Below are 23,075 nucleotides of genomic sequence, written 5' to 3' on the forward strand. Positions count from 1 at the left end.
ATCTTTCCGCCGGAGGGGGCGGGCGCGGGGGCCGGAGCGGGCTCGGGCTCGCCGCCGCCCATGCCGGAGAGCATTCTCTCAATGTCCTCCTGGCTCATCTTTCCGCCGGAGGGGGCGGGCGCGGGGGCTGGAGCGGGCTCGGGCTCGTCGCCCATGCCGGCCAGCATCTTTTCAATGTCCTCCTGACTCATCTTTCCGCCGGAGGGGGCGGTGGGAAGCTCTGTTGCCACTGGGGGCACCTCCTCAATAATAGGTTGGGCGGGCTGTTCCGCCGCCGGGGCGGCGGGGATTTCCTCCAGCTCCTCCGCCAGGGCCTGCTGAATCTGCTGGGCCAGATTGTCGTCATTGGTCTGGGCCACCTCTAAGATAGGGGGCAGGAGAGGACGGGAGGGGGCGGCGGGGGCCGCCTGCTCGACGCCCTCCGTCTCCTCTCCGGCGGGCGCGCCCTCCTTGGGGGCGCCGGGGGCGGTGAGGAGGTTCAGAACATGGGCGGTTTTGTTGCCCTTTGCATTTTTTTTGCTTGCGGCCATGAGAATGGCTCCTTTCCGAAGTATCAGGAGTTAGGGAAAACGGGGTTGTACATCCGGACAATCTCGTTGATGAGCAGCCGGAAGTCCCGGGCCACCTTGGAGTCCGGGGCGTAGGAGAGCACACTCTCTCCGTGGGCGGGGGCCTCAGCCACCGCCACGCCGGAGCGGATGCGGGACTGGAACACCCTGGTGTCCAGCTGCTTGGCGATCTGCTCGGCCATGTCCAGCACCTCGCGGTTGAGGGTGAAGCGCTGGTTGAACTTGTTCAGCACGATGCCCAGCACCCGAAGGCGGGAGTTGTAGCACCGGCGGACGGTGTCGATGGTCTCACGGATCTGGGAGACGCCCAGCAGACTGAGAATTTCCGGGGCCATGGGGATGACCAGGCCGTCAGCGGCCACGTAGGCGTTGACCGTGAGCACGTTGAGGGCGGGCGGGGTGTCGATGACGATATAGTCGTACTCCTCCGCCACATCCGCCAGGCAGTTCTTCAGCAGAAATTCCCGGCCGGGCCGGCTGAACTCCAGCTCGGCGGCGGACAGCAGGATGTTGGAGGGCAGAATGTCGCCGCAGTCGGACTCCATGATGGCGTCGTGCAGCTTTTTGGTGCCCTTCAGCACGTCGTAGACGGTAGCGCAGTTTTCGATGTCCAGACCCAGACAGAAGCCCAGGCTGCCCTGGGGGTCCAGATCAATGCCCAGCACCCGGGCGCCCCGGCTGTGTAGGCCGTCCATCAGGGCGCTGGACGTGGTGGTTTTGCCCACGCCGCCCTTCTGGTTGGTGATCGCGATGATTGCCGCCAAGTCAATTCCTCCCGTGCCGGAGCCGGCCGCGGCCGGCCCCAAAATCTTTCTCTTTGGACTATTAACTTTATCATACTACAGGACGATAAAAAAGTACAGAGTATTTTTGCGTTCATTTTCAGAAAAACCCTGGGAATTACAAAAAATTACAGATGTATAAATGGAAGGAGCGGTTTATATGGCATCCGTCGGCGGAGTAAGCAGCAGCAACACTGTAAGCAGTCTCATGAACAGCGCCAATATGATCAGTGGCCTGGCCAGCGGCCTGGACACGGAGGGCATGATTGAAAGTCTGGTAAAGAGCTATCAGACCAAGATCAGCCAGCTGAACCAGAAGGTCACCAAGACCGAGTGGAAGCAGGACGCCTACCGGAGCATTATCCAGAAGATGGTGGGCTTCTCCAACAAGTATACCTCTTATACCTCCAACACCAACCTGATGTCCCCCAGCTTTTTCAGCAGCGCCGTGAAGGTGCTTACCAAGGGCGAGTTTGCCGATAAGGTGTCCGCCAGCGGCAAGACCAGCAGCGATATCTCCCTGAACGCGGTGCACCAGCTGGCCAAGTCGGCCCAGTACCGCACCAAGAGCGAGCTGGCTACCGGCGAGTCGGGGGTCATCCGCGCCGACAAGGGGGTTGACCTGTCCGTCGATGCGGCCAAAAACATGGAGCTGTCCAACCTGAAGGGCAGCCTGACTCTGACCTACGGCTCCAAGACGGTCAGCATCAGCTTCAACGAGTCCACCGACGTGGACGCCATGAAGGACATCCGGACCAAGCTGGCCAAGGACCAGGGCGTTGACGAGAAGGACGTGCAGGACGTTGATGTGCTGGCCGAGCTCATCAACCAGAAGCTGGCCGACGAGAAGATTATCTTCAACAACGGCAACTCCGAGGCCGCCAGTGAGCGCATCAAGGCCACCGCCAACCCCAACGGCATGATCGGCTTCAGCGAGCTCAAGGGAAATAACGGCCTGTATATCTCCGGGGCCAGCGGCAATGTTGCCGAGCAGCTGGGCCTGAGCGAGGAGGACCTGGAGGACGCCAAGGAGAAGAAGATCACCATCATCGACACCAACAATATCAAGAGCGCCAGCGGCGGGAAGGGCCTGACCCGGGAGCTGAATACCTTCGAGTATCTGGCGGAAAAGGGCGGCGCGGTGATGAACATGAACCTGGACGGCACCACCAAGCAGATTGCCATGCCCAGGGTCGGATACGAGAAGAAAGAGGTCGAGGACGAGGACGGCAACAAGACCACCAAAGAGATTTATTATATCAACGGCAAGGAGGTCGCCAAGGACGAGCTGGCCGCCAAGTATACCGAGGCCCTCCAGGAGGGGGTCAAGAGTGCCTTCGGGGACAAGGTTACTGTGGAGAATAAGGCCACCGACGGCAGCCTCCAGCTGGAGTTCAAGGTGAAGAACGAGGGCTCCGACCTGGTGATCAACACCGACGTGGGCGACGCTCTGGGTATCGGCAACACTGCCACCTCCTATCTGAACACCAGCAAGACCCTGAAAGACCTGATGGGCGATAAGCTGAAAGACGTGAAGATCGCCACAGACGAGAACGGCCATCCCCTGCTGGACGAAAAGACCGGGAAGGTGCAGTACGACTTTACCATCAACGGCGTGAAAATCGGCACCTATACCGAGGATACCAAGCTGTCCAAGATCATGTCCGACATCAACTCCAACAAGAGCGCCGGAGTGCAGGTGGGCTACTCCCAGACCACCCAGAGCTTCACCTTTACCTCCAAGGAGACCGGCGCGGACAGCAAAATCGAAATGGGCGAGGGTTTGGCGCAGGCCATCTTCGGCTCCACCGATATTCCCGACCGGAGCGGCGAGAGCTTTGCCGATGCCTATGGTGTGGAATGGCTGAAGATGAGGCCGGAGGGTGAAAAATTTAAGTTCTCCTTCTCGGTTCCCGGGCGTGAAGTCCAATTCAACATCACGAAGGATACAACGGTTCAGGAGATCGTCGATGAGCTGAACGACTCTCCCATGGGGATGAATCATTCCTTTGCCTATAACAAGTATACGGGCCAGATTGAGGCGAAGGACAAGAAGAGCGGCGCGGCGCTGGATTTTAAGATCACTGATCACGATGGCGACAGTGTGGAATTCGACGAGAGTAACGCCCCCAACATCGACTACACCGCCGGCCAGGACGCCAAGTTCACCATTACCGTCAACGGCGAGCAGAAGACCATGACCCGCAGCTCCAACAGCGTGAACGTCGATGGACTGACCATCAACATGGAGGAGGAGTTCGACGGCTCCAAGAACGCGGACGGGACCCAGAACCTGGACTCCGCCGGCAGGCCGGTGTACAAGAACAGCGTCACCTTCCAGAGCAAGACCGACTCGGACAAGATCATCGACGCCGTCAAGAGCATGGTGGAGGACTACAACACCATGATGAGCGAGATCAAGGGTGCCTACAGCACCATGCCCTACCGGAAGTCCGGAGGCTCCTTCGCCAACTACGAGCCCCTCACGGACGAGGAGCGGGAGGGCATGTCCGAGAGCGCCATTGAGCGCTATGAGGAGAAGGCCAAGCAGGGCATCCTCTTTGGCGACCGGAACCTGAACAACCTGTACACCAAGATGAACCAGGCCTTCTCCTTCACCAGCAAGGAGGACATCGACACCCTGAAGGACATGGGCATCTCCGTCAGCTTCGACATCAACACCGGCGCGCAGACTGTCCAGCTGGACGAGAATAAGCTGCGCTCTATGCTGGACAGCGACCCCGACCGGGTGTCTGAGCTGTTCACCAAGGAAGACGGCATCATGGACCGGATGAAGAACCAGCTGGATTATTACTCCAAGACCACCGGCGAGCCCAAGGGCGTCCTCATCCAGCAGGCCGGCAGCCCCCTGAGCTCCCTGTCCCTGATGAACAACCAGTGGCAGAAGGAGATTGACAACTACAGCAATCAGATTGAGAAGTGGCAGAGCAAGCTGGAGAGCCAGGTGGAAAAGTACACCAGCCAGTTTGCCCGCCTGGAGCAGCTGATTCAGCAGATGAACTCCCAGAGCTCCACCCTGGCGGGGATGATGGGCGGCTGAGCGAACCAGAAAGGATAGAGTCCGATATGGATACAAGAGGGTACCAGCAGTATAAGCAGCAGTCTATCAGCTCCATGACCCCTGGAGAGCTGCTGATGCTGCTCTATGACGAGCTGATTAAGCGCGCCACACTGGCCGGTCTGGCGCTGGATAAGCAGGATTGGCCCACCTTTGAGGGGGCAATGGACCGCTGCATCGACATTGTCAACTACCTGGACGAGACCCTGGACCGGCAGTACCCCATCAGCCACGACCTGAGCCGGATGTATGACTACTTCACCTATCAGATGGGGCGGATCAAGATCGGACGGAACAAGGCCGAGCTGGAGCGCCTGCGCCCCATGCTGGCCGACATGCGGGACTCCTTCCGCGCTGCGGAAAAGAGCACGGGGTGAGACAGACATGACGAAAAGTGACTGGATGGACCTGGCGGTGCTGGAGCGGAAGAAATACAACCTGCTGTCTGAGACGCTGGACCTGAGCCAGCAGCTGGGAGAGGCCCTGGACCGCAGCGACGACGTGTCTGTCCGGCTGCTGCTGTCCATGCGTCAGGAGCCCATCCTCCACCTGGAGGAGCTGAAGCGGGCCGCCGCCCTGAAGCGGGAGAGCCTGTCGCCGGAGGAGGGGGAGCGGGTGACCGCCCTGACCTCCGGCGCCGCTGAGCCGGCGGCGGAGGAGCGGGCCTTCTATGAGGAGGCCGGCCGGAGCCGCCGCCTGCTTGAGCGGGTGATTGAGCTGGACCGGCGGCTGAGCCGCCGTCTGGCCGGGAAGAGCTCTTTTTACGGAGAGGACGGATAAAAGCCCGGATAGAGACATAACAAACTGCCCCCGCGTCGTAAAGCCGCAGGGGCAGTTTGTTCAGGTAAATTGGGGGGAGACCACCCACAGGGGACTGCCGTCCCAGCGCTTGACGGACAGCTCCTCCAAAATCAGGTCCAGATCCCAGACGGTCAGGCTGCGCTCCTGGCTGGCCGGGTCGGCCACCAGGATGCCCCCCTCCAAAGTGACGCCCCGCAGGACGATGAAGTGTCCGCCGTTGGTAAAGTGGCCCGGTCCCATCAGGGCGACGATGAGGCTTCCGGAGGCCAGGTGCTGCACGATGGTGTCGCTGTCCGCCTCCTCCGGCGGAAGGGGAGAGCATACCAGTCCGAAGTCCTCCGCCACGGTCTGGACGATGCTCAGATAGGAGCCGTGAAGCCGGGCCCAGCAGCCCTTTTCCACGCAGTGCCGGGCCATCTCGGCCGGGTCCACAATCTGCCCGGTGAGGGTGGACACCACGATGGACATGGCGGTGGGGCCGCAGCCATGGCTGCCGATGCGGTCGGAGCCATAGGACTCTCCGGCCCAGCGCTCCGAGGTCTGGTCGTAGTAGACGACCTCCAGGGCCCCTCCGGTGAGGATATCCAGCTCCTCCCGGCTCTCCAGGGCGGTAATGGTGTAGTTGGCCGGTGGCCTCGGCGCCGCGGTCACCAGGTTGTCGTCTACCAGCTGGAGCTCCTCGTCCGACTCGGCCTCGGTGGTCAGTTCCTCCCAGGCCGTCCGCAGGCGCAGGGAGGCGGCGTCCGCGGTGAGGCACAGACCGTTCCACACCGCCTCGCCGGTCTCGGTGACCTGCCGGACTCCCGTCCGGACCGCCTCGGTGACATGCTGGACCCCCGCCTGGACGGCGTTGCGCACAGGGGCAGTGATGCGCTGGTAGAGCTCCGGCTCGAAATAGGAGCACATAGCCAGCTCCATCCCGCCGATACACAGCGCTGCCAGCAGGAGGATCGAAGGGATCAGATACCATTTCTTTTTTCTGGGCTGCTCGAATTTTTTCACGACGACCCCCATAAATTTGAAATAAACTCTTTTCAATGGCCTTGAAAACGATTATACTACAAGAAGCGAGATTTTTGAACAACAAATTTATGGCGGCGCCCAGGAGTTCCGAACGGACCGCCATAAGGGCAAAGGGAGCCTTATCACATGTCAGCGATTCGTTTGGAAAATGCTGCGAAAGCGTACAAATCGGAGGATAAGAAGGATAAAAGGAAGCACTTCGCGGTGCGGGAGCTGAATGCCACCATCGAGCAGGGGGAGTTTGTCTTTCTCATCGGCAGCAGCGGCGCGGGAAAAAGCACCATGCTTAAGCTGTTGGGCGGGGAGATATCCCCGGACGAGGGGGCGGCCTATATCGACGATGTCAACATCGCCCGGTATTTCGGCCCCTGGAAGGCCAGGCTGACCCGGACCTTCGGGATTGTGGGCCAGCAGACCATGCTGATCCGCAAGCGGACCATTATGGAGAACCTGTTGGTGGCCGGCCGGGCCAGGGGTATGCAGCGCAAGGCCAGGGCTGCGGCGGAGAAGGCGCTGGGTCTGGTGGGCCTGCCCGGGGTGGGCGACTGCTACCCCGCCGAGCTGTCCATCGGCGAGGTGCGCCGGGTGGAGCTGGCCCGGGCTCTGCTCAGCAGTCCTCCTGTGCTGCTGCTGGATGAGCTCACCGCCAATCTGGACGACGACACCATCTGGGATGTGCTGCACCTGCTTAACGAGCTGAACAGCAAGGGAACTACCATTGTAATGGCCACGCACGCCAGTCAGTTTGTGAATATTATGCGACGCAGAGTGATCACGCTGGTGGACGGAAGGATTGTTGGAGATGTAAAGAACGGAAAATATGGCGATATCGTGTAAATAACAGGATTATTCTAAAGGATTTTTGAAAAATTATCCCCAAAAATGGAAAAATAAAGATTTCGCATAAAAATTTTCGCTTTTTCTTGCGCCGCAAGGAAAAGTGGTGTATAATGAGCAGTGGAGCACATTATGATTCCGCGCCGCCCAGCGACGGGGAGAACTTGGGAGGAGTACATATGAATTTCAAGAACATGTCTATCAAGAAAAGCCTGATCGTTGGCTTCGGGACTACGATTGTGATTTCCGTCATCATTATCGTCGCATCGTTGATTATGATGAATGTGCAAAAGAACGCCTATACTGACATCATCGATCACTATGTAAGAACAAATACGCTGATCGCTGACTGCCGGATTGACTACAACATCGCCGCCCGCAACCTGCGGGACGTAGCCCTGTCCGGGGATCAGGACAGACTCAGCGCGGTGAACACCAAGCTGGAGGAGCTCAGCGCGGCGATGTCCAATATGGAGGCTACCTATCCTGAGGAGCTGAAGGACCGCACCCTGCTCAATGATTTTGTCTCTACGCTGGACAACTGGATGGGCGAGGCCAAGGAGATTGCCAGCGTCGTGCGCACTGACCGCAACCGTGCGGCGGAGATGATTGTTAATAATTGCGCCCCCGCGCTGGATAAGGCTGCTGACGCCGGCACCAAGCTGGCCGAGCACCTGAAGGATGAGCAGGACAAGATTATTAAGAATCAGAATATGACCTCCAACATCTCCCTGGTTATCATTATCGCGGTTATGATTGTCGCCACGTTCGTCGTGCTGCTGATGGCCACCAAGATCATCAAGAGCATCGCGGTTCCCACCGAGCAGGTCCGCGGCGCGCTGGTGGGCTTCAGCCAGGGCAACCTGGCTGTCCCTGTGGACTTCGACGGCAAGAACGAGCTGGGCGAGATGTGCAACGCCCTGCGTACCAGCCAGCACGTCCTGGGCGAGTGCATCGGCGACACCTGCCACCTGCTGGATGAGATGGGCTCCGGCAACTTCAATGTGCGCACCAAGGATGAGACGGTCTATGTGGGCTCCCTGAGCCAGATTCTGGCCTCTCTGCGGGTTATCAACCGCTCCATGAGCGACGACCTGGCCCAGATCAGCCAGAGCTCCGACCAGGTGGCCGCCGGCGCCGACCAGGTGTCCAACAGCGCCCAGGCGCTGGCTCAGGGCGCCACTGAGCAGGCCAGCGCCGTTGAGGAGCTGTCCGCCACCATCGCCGATATTTCCGAGAATGCCAAGAAGACCGCCGAGGCCGCTGAGAAGGCCGGCGAGTCTGTCAACGAGGCCGGCGGTCAGCTGAATATGAGCATGGAGTATGTCAGGAATCTGAACTCCGCCATGGAGAATATCTCCAGCTCCTCCCAGGAGATTGGCAAGATTATCGCTACCATCGAAAATATCGCCTTCCAGACCAACATCCTGGCCCTGAACGCCGCTGTCGAGGCCGCCCGGGCAGGCTCCGCCGGCAAGGGCTTCGCCGTGGTCGCTGACGAGGTGCGCAATCTGGCCACCAAGTCCGACGAGGCCGCCAAGGCCACTAAGGACCTGATCGACGGCTCCATCAGCGCCGTTGCCGAGGGCACCGAGGCTGTGAACAAGGTTACCGACGCCCTTTCCCGCACCACTGAGACCGCCGGCAGCGTGACCACTATGATGGCCACTGTGGTGGAAGCCGTGGAGAGCCAGACCCAGGCGATTATGCAGGTTACCGAGGGCATCGACCAGATTTCCGCTGTGGTTCAGACCAACTCCGCCACCAGTGAGGAGTCGGCCGCCGCCAGCGAGGAGCTGTCCAGCCAGGCGACCCTGATGAAGGAGCTGCTGTCCCGGTTCAAGCTGCGTCAGGACGGCTTCGGCGGAGGCTATCAGCCCCAGCCCTCCCACAGTGCCCCCGCCCCCTCCAGCTCTGACGACGGCTTTGGCGGCGCTGATTCCAACCCCTTCAGCAGCTTGAAATATTAAGATCGGGCATAAAAGCGCCGAGCTATCATAAATATGGCGCCCCGATACCGGGGCGCCATTTTCCTGACTGCCGGGAAATTGACTATGGGAGGTGAACCGGATGACAAAACGCAAGCCCCAGGAGAGCGACATGATTTTCGCGCTGGACATCGGCACCCGCAGCATTATTGGAATCGTGGGCCGGGTGGTGGACGAGCGCTTCCAGGTGCTGGCCATCGAAAAGGAGGAGCACGGCAAGCGGGCTATGCTGGATGGACAGATTGAGGACATTGCTCAGGTGGCCAAGGTAGCACGCCAGGTGACCGGCCGGCTGGAGCAGCGGCTGGACTGCGCCCTGGAACGGGTCTGCGTGGCCGCCGCCGGCCGCGCCCTGCGTACCGAGACGGGCAGCTACACGCTGGAGTTCCCCGAGATTACCCGCATCACCAACGACATTATCGGCCGCCTGGAGAGCGGTGCCGTCTCCGACGCAGAGGACCAGATCGGGCAGGGACAGAACAGCCAGCGCCGGTTTTATCTGGTGGGCTACACGGTCTCCGGCTACCACCTGGACCACTATCCGATGACCACGCTGCGGGGGCACAACGGCCAGCTGCTGGAGGCCACTGTAGTGGCTACCTTCCTGCCCAGCGAGGTGGTGGAGAGCCTGTATGCAGTGGTGGAGAAGGCTGGCCTGGAGGTGGCCAGTCTAACGCTGGAGCCCATCGCCGCCCTGAACGCCGCCATCCCCGCCGACCTGCGCCTGCTCAACCTGGTGCTGGCTGACATCGGGGCGGGCACCACGGACATCGCCGTGTGCCGGGACGGCACTGTGGTGGGCTACACTATGGCTACCATCGCCGGCGACGAGATCACCGAGGAGCTGATGCGACGCTATTTGATTCCCTTCTCCACGGCGGAGCGGATGAAAACTCAGCTGGATGAGGACATAATTGTCTACCGGGATGTGCTGGGGCTGGAGGATCGCGTCTCCTCCGCTCAGCTGCGGGAGACCATACAACAGCCGGCCTGCATGCTGGCCCAGGAAATTGCCCAGCGGGTTATCGCCCTCAACGGTGCGCCCCCCTCCGCCCTCTTTCTGGCGGGAGGCGGCAGCAAGCTGGAGGGACTGCTGGGGCTGGTGGCCGAGGCCCTGGATATGGACGAGAGCCGGGTGGCCCTGGCGGGCAACAACTATGAGATTACCGCTTTCTCCGAGGAGTATGAGCTCAACGATCCGGAGCTGGCTACCCCTCTGGGCATCGCCGTCTCCGCCGGGCTGGGCTTAATCAGCGACAGCTATCGCATTATGCTCAACGGCCAGCCGGCCAAGCTCTTCCGAAGCGGCAGCCTGACCCTGCTGGAGCTGCTGATGATGAACGGCTACAGCTCGGTGGATCTGCTGGGCCGAACGGGCAAGAACCTGAGCGTCACGGTGAATGGTCAGCACATGGTTTTCCGGGGCCAGCCGGCCACCCCCTGCTCCCTTACCCTGAACGGGGCAGAGGGGGTGCCCTCCGCGCTGGTTTACGCCGGAGACAGCATTGAGTTTATCCCAGCGGTCCAGGGGGCTCCTGCCCAGCGGACGCTGAAGGACCTGCTGGGGGCCGACTTTGTGGGCGGCGTTATGATAAACGGCCGGATGGCCGACCTAGATACCCGGCTGAATACCGGGGATCAGATTGTGACCTCCGACCAGCCCCTCCGCCCGGCTCCGCCCCCTCCCGCCCCCCCGAGGGCAGCGGAGCCGGCCAGAAGGCTGCCCTCTCCGCCTCCCCCAAAAAGGCCGGCTACCCCGGTCGTAGAGCGGCCGGAGCCCCCGGCTTCCCGGCCCAATCCCTGGGAGCGGCGGCCGGAGCCCCCACGGCCCGCGCCTGAGCGGACAGAGCCTCCCAAGCCGGAACCCCCGAGACCTGAGCCGCCCAGGCCTGCGGAGCCCCCGAAGCCTCAGGGCAGAGGCGTCCAGGTAATCCTCAACGGAAAGGCCCTGAGTCTGCCCGGCAAGGGGGATGGTTCGCCCTACTATGTGATGGACCTGCTGGAGTTTTCCGGCATTGATTTTGAGCATCTGGACCGGGGCGTGGAGCTCCAGGTGAACGGGAGCGAATGCGCCTTTACCCAGGAGCTGCGCCCTCAGGATGACGTAATCATCCGCTATTTGGAACGATAATGGAGTGAGCTGCTTTGGCTAAGAAGGAAAAAAAGGAAAAGAAGGAAAAAAAGCCGAAAACCGGGAAGGGCGGCAAGAAAAAGCTGCTGATTCCCCTCCTGGCGCTGGTAGTGATTGCCGCGCTGGCCTTTGTTGTGATTAAAATTGTGCTGCCCAAGCTGGGCAGCGGAGACGAAACGGATAAGCTCCCGAAGAAGCTGGAGGCCTATACCATCGAAGAGGACACTGCCCCCTCGCTGGATACGATTCTGGAGGAAGGCGAGGGCGAGCTCCTGGGTAACCGGGGCCCCGGCAAGCGGACGGAGAAAAAAGAGGACACCAGCGAAGAGGTCGTGGTGGAGAAATACACCTATGTTTATGAGGTTGTAGGCGCCGCCGACGTGATGAACCGCTATCTGGACCTTTTGCTGGGCGGGGAGCAGGGCTTCTCCCTGGTGGACGAGACCTACCTGGTCCAGGAGGAGCGCCCGGAGCTGACGGATGAGGGGGGATCGCTGCTTCTGGTCAAGGCCTCCGTCCAGGAGGGGCACCTGTTCCAGTTGGCGATCGGCTGGTCGAGCGAGAGTGATATCCTGGCCGTCCGAGTGGCTGTCCCCGAGGGCAGCCTGCGCTACCCGGAGGAGAAGAAGGAGCCCGAGCCCGCAAGTCTGTCGGAGCAGATGGACTCTTTGAAGACGATGACCCCCTCCCGGCTGGCCCTGGACGGGAGCGATATGTCCCAATACGACATCTACCCGGTGGAGGGCTTTGTCACCATCGACGGCCAGCTCTGCCGCCGCTTCAACGTCTATAAGGTGGGCACGTCGGGGGATATCTCCGGAATCATCTTCTACAGCGGCGATATGCAGCATATCTACCGCATGGATGTGGACGATAACTCCATCATCACCGAACTGCGGTAACGGGGTATTAAGAAATCTCCCGGCGCTGCCGATATTCTCAGTGGAACAGCGGTCAATTATAAACGAAGGGAGGGGACGCAGATGGATGTCGCGATGGCGAGCATGAACATGCAGATGGCCCAGTTTCAGACCAACTATACCTTTGGTCTGATGAAGATGGCCATGGAGGACATGGAGACTCAGGCTGCAGCTATGATTGATATGATGTCCAGCGTGTCCGCACCCGCCCAGTATGGTTTTGACACCTGGGCTTAAGCAGCGGAACGCGTTCCAGAAGGCAGAGCGGAGTGAGACCGGCAGGTTTCGCTCCGTTTTGCTGTTGAAAGGAGAGCTGAGGATGAACGAGAAGCTGGCGGCCCTCTTCGCCTGCTGGGAGGCCCCCATGGTGCGGGCCAGCCTCCAGGGGGTCATGGGCCGGGTGGAGCGCTGGGGCGAGGACAGCGCTCTGGCCTCTATCGGGGATTTCTGCTTCCTGGCGGGGGAGCCTGTACGGGCGCTGGTGGAGCAGGCGGACGCCCCCATCCTGGTCCCGGGGAGCGAGGGCTGGGCCCGGCTGATTGAGGATACCCTGAGGGAGGGGGCCTCCCCCTTTACCAGGTACGCCACCCGGCGTCCCCCGGAGGGATTCAGCCGGAGAAGGCTGCTTTCCTTTACAGAGGCTCTGCCGCAAGGCTTCTGCCTGCATCCCATCGGGAGGGAGTTTTACTTTACACTGATGGAAGAGGAGTGGGCCAGGGATCTGTGCGGCTGCTTTGATGGAGAGGAGGACTTCCTGGAGCGGGGACTGGGCTTTGTGGTCACCCAGGGGGGAGGTCTGCCGCTGGCGGGGGCGGCCTCGTATGCCGCCTATGATGGGGCTATTGAGATCGAGATTGACACCCGGCCGGATTTCCGCCGTCTGGGTCTGGCCTCCGCCTGCGGGGCGCGGCTGATTCTGGAGTGTCTGGCCCGGGGGATTTATCCAGGCTGGGACGCCCATGACAGGCGTTCCCTGGCCCTGGCGGAGAAGCTGGGCTACCAGCTGGACCGTCCCTACACCGCCTACTGGGTGGAGTCGAAGCGGCGGGGATATTTTTTGCGGGAAAGCGAAAACTGACACTTGACAAAGAGGGCCGGAGCAGCTATGATAGAGATACCCCACCCCAGGGGGGTATCATTACCCCGGAGGTTAAGTTTTTTCAGAAGTCAGGTGAAGTAATTGGTGAAACAGAAGTTCAACATCACGGGTATGACCTGCTCCGCCTGCTCTGCCCATGTGGAGAAGGCGGTTCAGAAGCTGGAAGGGGTCAGGGCCGCCGATGTCAGCCTGATGACCAACTCCATGACAGCGGAGTTTGACGAGGGCGTCCTCTCCTCAGAGGAGATTATCCAGGCGGTAATACAGTCGGGATACGGGGCCTCTCTGCCCCAGAGGGCGGGGGGCAGAGCTCAGACAGCGCCTGAGGGGGATGTCATGGCGCAGGAGCTGGCCTCTATGAAGCGCCGGATGATCTGGTCCTTCGCGTTCCTCATCCCGCTGTTCTATATCTCTATGGGACATATGATGGGCGCGCCTCTGCCCGCCTTTTTGGTGGGGCACGAGAACGCGGTGGCCTTCGGTCTGACCCAGCTGCTCCTCACTCTGCCCATTATGTACCTCAACGATAAGTATTACAAGGTGGGCTTTAAAACCCTTTGGAATCGGGCTCCCAACATGGACTCCCTGATTGCCGTGGGCTCTGCCGCCGCCGTCATCTATGGCGTCTTTGCCATCTATCAGATGGGCTACGGGCTGGGCCACGGGGAGATGGACCGGGTGGCCCACTACCACATGGACCTGTACTTCGAGTCCGCCGGCATGATCCTCACCCTGATTACTATGGGTAAGTTTTTGGAGACCCGGTCCAAGGGCAAGACGGGGGAGGCCATCAGCAGGCTGATGGACCTGGCCCCTAAAACCGCCCACGTGCTCCGGGGCGGTGTAGAGACTGAGATTCCCGTGGAGGAGGTCCAGGTGGGGGACCGGGTGGTGGTCCGGCCCGGCCAGTCCATCCCGGTGGACGGGGTCATTTCAGAAGGTCAGTCCGCCGTGGACGAGTCCGCCCTCACCGGCGAGTCACTCCCCGTGGACAAGGGGCCGGGGGACAAGGTGGCCGCCGCCTCCATCAACAAGTCGGGCTCCTTTGTCTTTGAGGCCAGCCGGGTGGGGGAGGACACCACCCTGGCCCAGATGATCCGCCTGGTGGAGGAGGCCTCCGCCTCCAAGGCTCCCATTGCCAAGCTGGCCGACAAGGTTTCCGGCATTTTTGTTCCGGTGGTCATGACCATCGCCCTGGTCGCCGCCATCGTGTGGCTGATTGTCACCGGCGACGTGACCCGGGCCCTCACCGCCGGGGTGGCAGTGCTGGTGATCTCCTGTCCCTGCGCCCTGGGACTGGCCACCCCCGTGGCTATCATGGTGGGCACCGGCAAGGGGGCGGAGAACGGCATCCTCATCAAGTCCGCCGAGGCCCTGGAGACCCTCCACACCGTAGATACCGTGGTGCTGGACAAGACGGGCACTCTCACCCAGGGCAGGCCGGTGGTCACCGATATTCTCCCTGCCTTCCCCGGTCCGGACGGGGAGGAGGGCCTGCTGATTTGGGCCTATAACCTGGAGAGGCGCTCTGAGCACCCTCTGGCCAACGCCATTGTAGAGGAGGCCCGGAAGAGAGAGCTCCCCGCCACCCAGCTCACCGGCTTCACCGCCGTCCACGGCCGGGGCGTCCGGGGAGAGATGGGTGGCCACGTTTACTTCGGCGGCAACCGGGCCATGATGGAGGAGGCGGGCATCGACCCCGGTCCTCTGGCGGCGCGGGCGGAAGAATTGGCCGCCCAGGGCAAGACACCCCTCTACTTTGGGGATGAAACGGGCAAAAAATTACTAGGCGTCATCGCCGTGGCCGATACCCCCAAGCCGACCAGCAGGGACGCGGTAGCCGCCTTCCGGGAGCTGGGACTGGAGGTGGTCATGCTCACCGGGGACAATAAGCGCACCGCCGAGGCTATCGGCAGAGAGCTGGGGGTCACCTCCGTGCTGGCCGAGGTCCTGCCCCAGGACAAGGAGCGGAAAATCGCCTCCCTCCAGGCCGAGGGCAAGAAGGTGGCCATGGTGGGAGACGGCATCAACGACGCCCCCGCCCTGGCCCGGGCGGAGGTGGGGCTGGCTATCGGGGCGGGTACCGACGTGGCAATCGAGTCTGCGGACATCGTGCTCATGAAGTCCGACCTGCTGGATGTGGCCGCCGCCGTGGAGCTGTCCCGGGCCACCATCCGGAACATCAAGGAGAACCTGTTCTGGGCCTTCTTCTACAACTCCCTGGGCATCCCCCTGGCCGCCGGGGTGTTTTACGCCGCCCTGCACTGGCAGCTCAACCCCATGTTCGCCGCCGCCGCCATGAGCCTGAGCTCGGTGACGGTGGTGACCAACGCCCTGCGGCTGCGTTTTTTCAAGAGCAGATATCGGTCTGAAGCTCCTGCGGAGACTCCCTGCAAGGGGAGCTGTCCCCTGGAGATGAAGGATAAACCAAATCAAGGAGGAAATGCAACAATGAACAAGACCATGATAATCGAGGGTATGATGTGCGCCCACTGCACTGGCCGGGTGGAGAAGGCTCTGGCCGCCATCGACGGCGTGTCCGCCGTGGAGATGAGCCTGGAGGGCAAGTCCGCCACCCTGACCCTGAGCCGCGATGTGGACAACAAAGTCCTCACCGATGCCGTCACTGAGGCGGGCTATGAGGTGGTGTCCGTCCGGTGAAGGCCGACCACGCCCAGGTCAACCGGCTGCTGAAAACTGCCCGGGGACAGATCGACGGCATTCTCAAGATGGTGGAGGAGGACCGCTACTGCCTGGATGTGTCCAGCCAGATTATGGCCGCTCAGTCCATCCTGAAAAAGGCCAACCGCATGGTCCTCCGGGCCCACATGGACTGCTGCGTCCGGGAAGCCGCCGCCTCCGGCGACCCCGGCCCCAAGCTGGAGGAGCTGGCCGCCCTGCTGGATAAGCTGGCCGAGTAGTAAAGTGTCCGGTCGATGCTGTCAGAAAACAGGCGGCCCCGGTGCGCCGCACATAAGGCCGCAAATTGATTTCTTTCTCCGCCCGTCGGGAAGCTGTTGCTTTTCGGCGGGCGGCACTTTATAATAGAGTATATTTCCCGGTGGAGATGGAGGCGTATTATGCAGATTTCCAGTCGGTTTACCGTGGCGGTCCATGTGCTGCTGTGCATTGAGATGTTCAAAAAGGATTATAAGGTGACAAGCGATTTTCTGGCCTCCAGCGTGAATGCCAACCCGGTGGTGATCCGAAGAATCCTCCAACAGCTGAAAAGAGCCGGCATCGTCAGCGTGGCCCGGGGGAGCGGAGGTGCGGCCGCCGCCAAGCCTCTGGAGGAGATTACCCTGTTGGACCTGTACAGGGCCGTGGAGTGTGTGGACGGAGACGGGCTGTTCCATTTCCATGAAAACCCCAATCAGCTCTGCCCAGTGGGGAGGAGCATCCATACCGTTCTGGACGGGAGGCTGGAGGATATCCAGAGGGCGATGGAACAGGAGATGGAGTCCGTCACCATACAGGATATTTTGAACGATACAAAAAAGTTGATGTAACTATTGACATTACAACTGAATCGTGGTATAACTATTGATGTACCGATTGCGGTTACAACAAGACTGGAGGTAATACCATGGCAAACTATAGTAAAGTGAGTCTGGCCCAGGACGCCAGAACCGAGCTGCACGACGTGCTCTCCCTGACCGGAGCGGAGATCAGCGTCAACAATCTTCCGGCGGGGACGGGTGTGCCCTTTGTCCACTCCCACAAGCACAATGAGGAGATTTACGCGGTCCTCTCCGGAAGGGGAAGGAGCGTCATCGACGGCGAGACGGTGGAGCTGACCGCCGGAGACTGGCTCCGGGTGGCCCCCAAAGCCAAGCGCCAGTTCTCGGCGGCGGAAGATTCCGCCATCTGCTACATCTGCATCCAGGTGAAGGAAAACTCCCTGGAGGACTACACCGCCGCCGACGCGGTGCTCGAGAGCTGAGCCCCAGGAAGAGAAAGAAAAGCCGCCCTATGAGGCGGCTTTTCTATTTGATTTCCTGCTCCAGGTTTTGGAACAAGGGGTCGTCAAAGAAATCTGCTATCGTGATGTCCAAACCGTCACAAATCTTTTTGATGGTGGACGTTGTAGTGCTTTTGTTTCGGCCATTGACAATGTTGTTTAGTGTGGATTGGGTCATACCACAGACAGTAGAAAGCTTGTTGATGGTCAGACCATGTTCACCGCAGAGATTGAGAATGCGCTGGATGATTGCCTCTTTCAACGTCATGGTATCACCACCTTTTACAAAAGCTTAACAAAATGCCCTTGAAAAGATTAACCCTATTGAGTTAAAATAACTCAGTGGAGTTAATATGGTGATGGAAAGGGGCTACGACCGATGGGAAACGACAGTACAAGGCGCGACCGAATCCAACCCTTGCACATGGTAGATGCGAAGGTGACTTGGGAGATTGGAGAAGATCTGATAAACGCCGTGATTTCGGCGGCGGTGTGGTCAACGGAGAGGAAACCGGGGACCTGGCAGAAAATGATCGAGGCGGTCAATCGGGGTGCCGCCGGGACGAAGGAGGGCACTGTCAACGCGTTTTTCTTTCGGGCCATGGTGAGCCGTCTGCTGGAGGAGTTCGACGCTTTAAATACATAAACCGCCCCCATTCAGGAAAACAAACCTGAAAAGGGGCGGTTTTTCTAGGTATTCAAGCTGTCCAGAAAGGCCTCCCACTCCCCGGGGTGGCGGACATAGTACAGGGGGCACTCCTTGCCGGTGACGTCGTAGTGGCGGATGACCTGGGAGGCGTCCAGCTGATAATACTCCATCAGCCATCGAACCAGCTTGACTAGGGAGTTATAAGTTTCCTGGGTGAAGGCGCCGTCGGTGTCCGGGTGGCAGCACTCAATGGAGATGGTGTCATGGTTGCGCTCGCTGGAGCAGTAGGCCACCTCGTCCAAGGGGATGTTCTGGATGATCTCCCCCTCCAGGCCGATGAGGAAGTGGCTGCTGGCGTAGGTCTCGTGGGTTGCAGCCAGGTTTTGGAAGTAGCTGTGGTTCTGCCGGGCAGTGGTGCCCGGATTGCCCACGTAGTGAATGACCACGCCGGTGACGGCGTCCAGCGGGGTGCCTGGCCGGGAGTACTCGTTGACGGTGAGGAGGTCCTGCTCAATCCAGTCGGGGCAGTCGGGCAGGGCCTTCGGGGAGACCGCCCCGGGCTCCGGGAGTCTTGCACTCTGAGCGGGGAGGGCGGCGCCCCGCAGGGTCCAGCCCAGACAGACGCCGATTATCAGCCCCACGGCCAGGAGCGGGACGGAGCGGCGGCGCCTTCTCCGTCTGGACCGCCGGGGATAGAGGGGGAGGGTCCTGCTGCCGCTGCCGGTCCGCTGCTCAACGTACATTCTGCAACTGCTCCTTTCAAAGGTCTGTGGGGTGATATAGAACAGGATAGAATAGAGCGGCCTCAAAACGTCTAATAAATTGTGAAAAATTTTTGAATTTTCTCTTGGGAGCCGGAGGGCATAAACCGCCCCTGTTTTGGCATACTAAGCCAAAAGGGGGCGGTCTTTTTGCAGGGGAAGCGGCGTTACTGGCTGGCCGGAGGGCTGGCCGGCGCGGCCAACGGCTTTTTCGGCGGTGGGGGCGGATCAGTGCTGGTGCCGCTGCTCACCAGGTGCTGCGGGCTGGACCAGCGTCGGGCCTTCGCCACGTCAGTGGCAGTAATTCTGCCCCTGTGCGCTCTATCGGTTGTCATCTACTTTTTTCGGGGCGGGCTGGACTTTATGGCGGCCCTGCCGTACCTCATCGGCGGCGCTGTAGGGGGCTGGGCCGGAGGGAAGTGGTTCAAGGGGATGCGGATGACCTGGCTGAAGCGGGCCTTCGGCCTGCTGCTGATCTATGGAGGGGTGAGGAGCTTTCTGTGAGGGAGTGGTTACTGCCGCTGGCCGTGGGGGCGGCTACCGGGGTGCTGTCCGGCTTCGGTGTGGGGGGCGGGACCCTGCTGCTGGTCTATATGACCGCCTTCGCCGGGGTGGATCAGCACCTGGCCCAGGGGATCAACCTGCTCTATTTCCTCCCGGCCGGCCTGATGGCCCTGCCCGCCCATGTGAAAAACGGATATATCGAAAAGCCAGTCCTCCTCCCCGCCATTACTGCGGGGCTGGTCTGCGCGGCCCTGGCCGCCTGGACTGCCACCGCTATGGATGTGGCTCTGCTGAAAAAATTCTTCGGAGGCTTTTTGATTGCTGTGGGGGCTGTGGAGCTGTTTGGAAGAAAAAAGGACTGACCCGGCTGTTTGCCAGGTCAGTCCTTTATCATCAAGTTACATGGCCGCGATCCGGGCCCGAACGTAGGCCTCCAGAAGGTCAGAGGTGCCCCGAATGTCCAGCTTGGCGCTGTTGACACAGATGTCGTAGGTGCGGGAGTCCCCCCACTTGCCCTGGCAGATCTGGTTGTGACAGTACTTGCGCCGCTTGTCGTTCCGGGCCATCAGCTCCAGGGCCTCCTCAGCGGAGACCTTGTCGATGCGCATGGTGCGCTGCTGCTTAAATTCCCGGTCGGCCAGCACGAAGATGGAAATCAGCCCGGGAAAGTCCCGCAGATACTCCTCGCCGCAGCGGCCCAGCACCACAAAGGACTCCCCCGCCTGGGCCTTTTGCTGGAGAAAATGGGCCTGCATGGCGGACACGTGCTCCTCAGGGGAGTTGCTGAACCCCCGGACCCGGCGGGAGGTGAAGATGTTGATGGGGCTTTCGTCGAAGCGGGACAGCTTATCCAGCTTCAGGTTGTGCTTGTGGGCAATGCTGTCCAGAATGCTCTCGTCGTACAGGGGCAGGCCGAAGCGCTTGGCCAGCTCGGCCGCCACCTCGTGGCCGCCGCTGCCGAACTCCCGGCTGACGGTGATTAAAACCTGTTTTTCCATGGAAATCCCTTCTTGTTATAGGTTAGGCGCTGTTTGGACGTGTGGACACGCTTCAAACAGGCATTAGAGATACCGCACAAAGATGATAACAGTGGAGATAATCAGAACCAGGACAGTGGGCAGGGTTTGAGCCTGGCAGTACCGCCCCCAGGCCACGGGGAAGCCGTTCTTGGCGGCGATGGAGGTGCCGACCACGTTGGCGGAGGCGCCGATGGGGGTGGCGCTGCCGCCGATATCGGTGCCCATGGACAGGGCCCAGGCCAGACTGGACAGGTCCACCCCCTGGGCGGCGGACAGGGTGCGGATGACCGGGATCATGGTGGCGGCGAAGGGGATATTGTCAATGAAGGCGCTGGCCAGGGCAGAGCCCCAGATGATGATGCCGATCATGATGTATACATTGCCGCCGCTCACCTGCTCGATCAGCTGGGCCAGCAGCTCCAGCACGCCGGTGTGTTCCAGTCCGCTCACTGTCACGAACAGGCCGATGAAGAACAGCAGAGTGGCGTAGTCAATTTTCCGCAGCAGCTGGAGGGCGTCCCGCCCGGCGGCGGCAAGGGTGACCAGGGAGATAGCCAGTCCGATGGTGGATACCGTCAGCCCGGTCTGAGCGTGGGTGACCAGCAGGACCACCGCCGCGGCGAAGATGGCGCAGCTCAGGGCAAAGCCCAGCCTGCTTGTGATGGCCTGGCGGGGATCGGGGAAGGAGGCGGGATCGGCAGCCCGGCCGCCCATGGGGACCAGCTCCCGGCGGAAGAAGAAATAGAAGTAGGGAGCCACAACCAGAATGGAGACCAGGGCAATCAGGCCGGTGTTGGTGATAAAGTCAAAGAAGGAGTAGCCCAGCGAGGTGCCGATGATGATGTTGGGCGGGTCGCCGCACATGGTGGCCGAGCCCCCCAGATTGGCGCAGAAAATCTCCGACAGGATAAAGGGCACCGGGTTCATGTCCAGCAGCCGGGCCAGCTCGGCCGTCACCGCCGCCAGGAACATGATGACCGTGATGCTGTCGATGAACATGGACAGCACGGCGGACAGGGCCATAAACAGGAAAAAGAGAGGCGTGGGCTTGAAATTGACCATCCGGGCCAGCTTAATGCACAGCCAGCGGAAAAAGCCGCTGGCGGCCATCCCCTCCACCATCACCATCATGCCGGCGATGAAGACGATGGTCTCCCAGTTGATGCCGGATGAGGTCTCAGCCTCCCCGATCCGATACCAGAAGCCGGGAGACAGGAAGCTCTGAAGGCTGAGCGTCTGGAGGACGGCGGCGCCGTCCCGAAGGCAGAGACCGAACACGATGACCAGTGTGGCCAGGCCGCAGCTCAGGGTTACGACCTGACGCTCGAGCTTTTCGGTAATCAGCAGGATAAACATCACCAAAAAGATCACCACGGCGCAAATCTGCGCGGCTAACATCAAAAATTCCCCCTTTGGGTTTCCGGCCCTCACACCGGGCCGGACATCGACAAATTTCAAACGACAGTTAAGATAGACCCTTTCGCTGAAATTGTCAAGCCCCGAAGAGGGGATTTTTGCGTTTCCTTAACGATGGGGGAAATACCATTATATTTCTCTTACAATTCTAAAGCTGCTGTTAAGAAAAACCGGGAGCTTTTTCAAAAGCGGTTCGTTCGAATAAAAATACTCCTCTGCCTGTCCATTTCCCTCAGATCTGTGTAATATCGTAGGGGGTGGTCTGGTAGACGTAGTAGTTCAGCCAGTTGGTGTAGAACAGCTGGCCGGCAGAACGCCAGCGGACCACCGGGGCCCGGGCGGGGTCGTCGTTGGGGAAGTAGTTCTTGGGCACGTCGATGGGCAGGCCCTTGTCCACATCCCGGAAGTACTCCTTGGATAAGGTATCCGGGTCGTACTCCGGGTGGCCGGTGATAAAGAAGCGGCGGTTGTCCCGGCTCTTCACGGCGAAGACCCCGGCCTCCTCCGACAGGGACAGCAGCTCCAGCTCGGGGATCTTCCGGATGTCATCCTCGTGGTTCTCGGTGTGCCGGGAGTGGGGGATGAAGAACTCGTCGTCAAAGCCCCGGAAGAGGGGGGACTGCTTTTTCAGCGCCACATGGGGGAATACCCCGAAGAGCTTTTTAGGCAGGGAGTACTTGGGGATGCCGTAGTGATGATAGAGCCCCGCCTGGGCCCCCCAGCACACATGGAGGGTGGAGTGGACGTGGGTGGTGGTCCAGTCCATGATCTGGCACAGCTCCGGCCAGTAGTCCACGTCGGTGAAGTCCAGGTTCTCCACCGGCGCCCCGGTGATGATCATGCCGTCAAATTTCCGGTCCTTGATTTGGTCAAAGGTGGTATAAAAGGAGCAGAGGTGGCTGGAGTCGGTATTCTGAGAGGTGTGGCTTGCCATCTTGAGAAGCTCCACCTGGACCTGGAGGGGGGAGTTGGACAGTTTGCGCAGCAGCTGGGTCTCCGTTACGATCTTGGTGGGCATCAGATTTAATATCAGCAGGTTCAGCGGGCGCATATCCTGATGAATGGCCCGGTATTCGGTCATGACAAAGATGTTCTCCTCCTCCAGAATGGCTCTGGCCGGCAGGGAGTCCAGAATCTTGATGGGCATATAAGGTCGCCTCCTGTGGATTTTTTGATTCTATATATAAGGTTATCACAAGGCTTGTCTTTCCGCAAGAGAAAATTTTGCGGTCATGTGTCCGCCACAGGTGGATTTTTAGGCCAAAACTGGAAGAAAAAAGGGGCTGAAAGAGAAAAGTGGAAAAAAATAAAAAAATTTGAAAAAACCTATTGACAAATGTCTTGAGGGATGATATTATGTCAAAGCTGTCCGACAGGACGGCAGCGAGCCACAGAAGAGCCTGAGGCGGGCACAAAAAAAGATTAAAAAAATCTGAAAAAAGTGCTTGACAAAGCTTTAAAGATGTGGTAAGATAATCCCCGCCGCTGAAAACGAGCGGCGTGCACCTTGTAAATTAAACAACGTGACAAACGAGA

At 60.1% G+C, this 23,075-nt stretch carries 24 protein-coding genes and 1 pseudogene; 17 read left to right on the forward strand and 8 right to left on the reverse strand.

Annotation, left to right across the window (positions count from 1 at the left end):
- Together D1641_RS19545 and D1641_RS15515 are read right to left on the reverse strand one after the other, a co-directional pair.
- A pseudogene (locus D1641_RS19545) lies at nt 1-530 on the reverse strand (hypothetical protein); the annotation flags it as partial.
- Between the two features lie 23 nt (nt 531-553).
- Nucleotides 554-1,333: a ParA family protein gene (locus D1641_RS15515; protein WP_160667277.1), complete on the reverse strand. Its 780-nt coding sequence runs from the start codon at nt 1,331-1,333 to the stop codon at nt 554-556.
- A 178-nt stretch (nt 1,334-1,511) separates the two neighbouring features.
- On the opposite strand from D1641_RS15515, the gene fliD reads away from it, so the two are divergent.
- Genes fliD through D1641_RS15530 form a run of 3 tightly spaced genes read left to right on the forward strand, consistent with a single transcriptional unit; the run spans nt 1,512 to nt 5,210 of the window.
- Nucleotides 1,512-4,412 (forward strand): flagellar filament capping protein FliD, encoded by a 2,901-nt coding sequence (gene fliD / locus D1641_RS15520; protein WP_160667279.1) that lies wholly within the window; start codon nt 1,512-1,514, stop codon nt 4,410-4,412.
- A gap of 26 nt (nt 4,413-4,438) precedes the next feature.
- Nucleotides 4,439-4,807 (forward strand): flagellar export chaperone FliS, encoded by a 369-nt coding sequence (locus D1641_RS15525; RefSeq protein ID WP_160667281.1) that lies wholly within the window; start codon nt 4,439-4,441, stop codon nt 4,805-4,807.
- Nucleotides 4,808-4,814: 7 nt separating this feature from the next.
- Nucleotides 4,815-5,210 (forward strand): hypothetical protein, encoded by a 396-nt coding sequence (locus D1641_RS15530; protein WP_160667283.1) that lies wholly within the window; start codon nt 4,815-4,817, stop codon nt 5,208-5,210.
- 60 nt (nt 5,211-5,270) lie between these two features.
- Here D1641_RS15530 and D1641_RS15535 read toward each other — a convergent pair whose 3' ends face one another.
- Entirely contained in the window at nt 5,271-6,233 is a 963-nt protein-coding gene (locus D1641_RS15535) for a C39 family peptidase (RefSeq protein WP_160667285.1), read from the reverse strand.
- 147 nt (nt 6,234-6,380) lie between these two features.
- On the opposite strand from D1641_RS15535, the gene D1641_RS15540 reads away from it, so the two are divergent.
- The 10 genes from D1641_RS15540 (at nt 6,381) to D1641_RS15585 (ending at nt 17,172) form a co-directional block, all read left to right on the forward strand.
- On the forward strand, nt 6,381-7,091 hold the full coding sequence (locus D1641_RS15540; protein ID WP_160667288.1) for an ATP-binding cassette domain-containing protein: 711 nt from the start codon (nt 6,381-6,383) through the stop codon (nt 7,089-7,091).
- Nucleotides 7,092-7,270: 179 nt separating this feature from the next.
- On the forward strand, nt 7,271-9,061 hold the full coding sequence (locus tag D1641_RS15545) for a methyl-accepting chemotaxis protein (RefSeq protein WP_243149423.1): 1,791 nt from the start codon (nt 7,271-7,273) through the stop codon (nt 9,059-9,061).
- A 100-nt stretch (nt 9,062-9,161) separates the two neighbouring features.
- On the forward strand, nt 9,162-11,210 hold the full coding sequence (locus D1641_RS15550; protein ID WP_160667290.1) for a cell division FtsA domain-containing protein: 2,049 nt from the start codon (nt 9,162-9,164) through the stop codon (nt 11,208-11,210).
- A 14-nt stretch (nt 11,211-11,224) separates the two neighbouring features.
- Nucleotides 11,225-12,112: a hypothetical protein gene (locus D1641_RS15555; protein ID WP_160667292.1), complete on the forward strand. Its 888-nt coding sequence runs from the start codon at nt 11,225-11,227 to the stop codon at nt 12,110-12,112.
- 81 nt (nt 12,113-12,193) lie between these two features.
- Nucleotides 12,194-12,367 carry a putative motility protein gene (locus tag D1641_RS15560; protein ID WP_160667294.1) on the forward strand — a complete coding sequence of 58 codons (174 nt, stop codon included), beginning with the start codon at nt 12,194-12,196 and terminating at the stop codon, nt 12,365-12,367.
- 82 nt (nt 12,368-12,449) lie between these two features.
- Nucleotides 12,450-13,208: a GNAT family N-acetyltransferase gene (locus D1641_RS15565; protein WP_160667296.1), complete on the forward strand. Its 759-nt coding sequence runs from the start codon at nt 12,450-12,452 to the stop codon at nt 13,206-13,208.
- 105 nt (nt 13,209-13,313) lie between these two features.
- Nucleotides 13,314-15,890, forward strand: a complete 2,577-nt coding sequence (locus D1641_RS15570) for a heavy metal translocating P-type ATPase (protein ID WP_160667299.1) — start codon at nt 13,314-13,316, stop codon at nt 15,888-15,890.
- Nucleotides 15,887-16,150, forward strand: a complete 264-nt coding sequence (locus D1641_RS15575) for a metal-sensing transcriptional repressor (RefSeq protein ID WP_160667301.1) — start codon at nt 15,887-15,889, stop codon at nt 16,148-16,150. Before D1641_RS15570 ends, D1641_RS15575 begins: the two co-directional genes overlap by 4 nt.
- Before the next feature lie 159 nt (nt 16,151-16,309).
- Nucleotides 16,310-16,738, forward strand: a complete 429-nt coding sequence (locus tag D1641_RS15580; protein WP_160667304.1) for an Rrf2 family transcriptional regulator — start codon at nt 16,310-16,312, stop codon at nt 16,736-16,738.
- A gap of 77 nt (nt 16,739-16,815) precedes the next feature.
- A complete protein-coding gene (locus D1641_RS15585) occupies nt 16,816-17,172 on the forward strand; it encodes a cupin domain-containing protein (RefSeq protein WP_160667306.1) in 357 nt (118 codons plus the stop codon).
- Nucleotides 17,173-17,215: 43 nt separating this feature from the next.
- Here D1641_RS15585 and D1641_RS15590 read toward each other — a convergent pair whose 3' ends face one another.
- Entirely contained in the window at nt 17,216-17,458 is a 243-nt protein-coding gene (locus D1641_RS15590) for a helix-turn-helix transcriptional regulator (protein ID WP_160667308.1), read from the reverse strand.
- A gap of 111 nt (nt 17,459-17,569) precedes the next feature.
- Between D1641_RS15590 and D1641_RS15595 the strand changes: the two genes are divergently transcribed.
- On the forward strand, nt 17,570-17,836 hold the full coding sequence (locus D1641_RS15595) for a hypothetical protein (protein WP_160667310.1): 267 nt from the start codon (nt 17,570-17,572) through the stop codon (nt 17,834-17,836).
- 44 nt (nt 17,837-17,880) lie between these two features.
- On the opposite strand, the gene D1641_RS15600 is transcribed toward D1641_RS15595, so the two are convergent.
- A complete protein-coding gene (locus D1641_RS15600; RefSeq protein WP_160667313.1) occupies nt 17,881-18,582 on the reverse strand; it encodes a peptidoglycan recognition family protein in 702 nt (233 codons plus the stop codon).
- A 168-nt stretch (nt 18,583-18,750) separates the two neighbouring features.
- On the opposite strand from D1641_RS15600, the gene D1641_RS15605 reads away from it, so the two are divergent.
- Nucleotides 18,751-19,104, forward strand: coding sequence for a sulfite exporter TauE/SafE family protein (locus tag D1641_RS15605; protein WP_160667315.1), 354 nt, complete (start codon nt 18,751-18,753; stop codon nt 19,102-19,104).
- The gene (locus tag D1641_RS15610; protein ID WP_160667317.1) at nt 19,101-19,466 is read left to right on the forward strand and encodes a sulfite exporter TauE/SafE family protein; all 366 of its coding nucleotides are present in this window, start codon (nt 19,101-19,103) and stop codon (nt 19,464-19,466) included. The genes D1641_RS15605 and D1641_RS15610 overlap by 4 nt, the downstream gene beginning before the upstream one ends.
- 36 nt (nt 19,467-19,502) lie before the next feature.
- Here the strand turns inward: D1641_RS15610 and D1641_RS15615 are convergent, their stop codons facing one another.
- The 3 genes from D1641_RS15615 to metA all read right to left on the reverse strand — a co-directional run bounded on the left by D1641_RS15615 (nt 19,503) and on the right by metA (nt 22,686).
- Nucleotides 19,503-20,102, reverse strand: coding sequence for a cytidylate kinase-like family protein (locus D1641_RS15615; RefSeq protein WP_160667319.1), 600 nt, complete (start codon nt 20,100-20,102; stop codon nt 19,503-19,505).
- Nucleotides 20,103-20,165: 63 nt separating this feature from the next.
- Nucleotides 20,166-21,521: an SLC13 family permease gene (locus D1641_RS15620; protein ID WP_160667321.1), complete on the reverse strand. Its 1,356-nt coding sequence runs from the start codon at nt 21,519-21,521 to the stop codon at nt 20,166-20,168.
- Between the two features lie 250 nt (nt 21,522-21,771).
- Nucleotides 21,772-22,686, reverse strand: a complete 915-nt coding sequence (gene metA / locus D1641_RS15625; RefSeq protein WP_160667323.1) for a homoserine O-succinyltransferase — start codon at nt 22,684-22,686, stop codon at nt 21,772-21,774.
- 15 nt (nt 22,687-22,701) lie between these two features.
- Between metA and D1641_RS15630 the strand changes: the two genes are divergently transcribed.
- Nucleotides 22,702-22,872, forward strand: coding sequence for a hypothetical protein (locus D1641_RS15630; protein ID WP_160667326.1), 171 nt, complete (start codon nt 22,702-22,704; stop codon nt 22,870-22,872).
- The last annotated feature ends 203 nt before the right edge of the window (nt 22,873-23,075 follow it).

Origin of the sequence: Colidextribacter sp. OB.20, from assembly GCF_009911595.1 — a bacterium.
Lineage (GTDB): Bacteria > Bacillota > Clostridia > Oscillospirales > Oscillospiraceae > Lawsonibacter.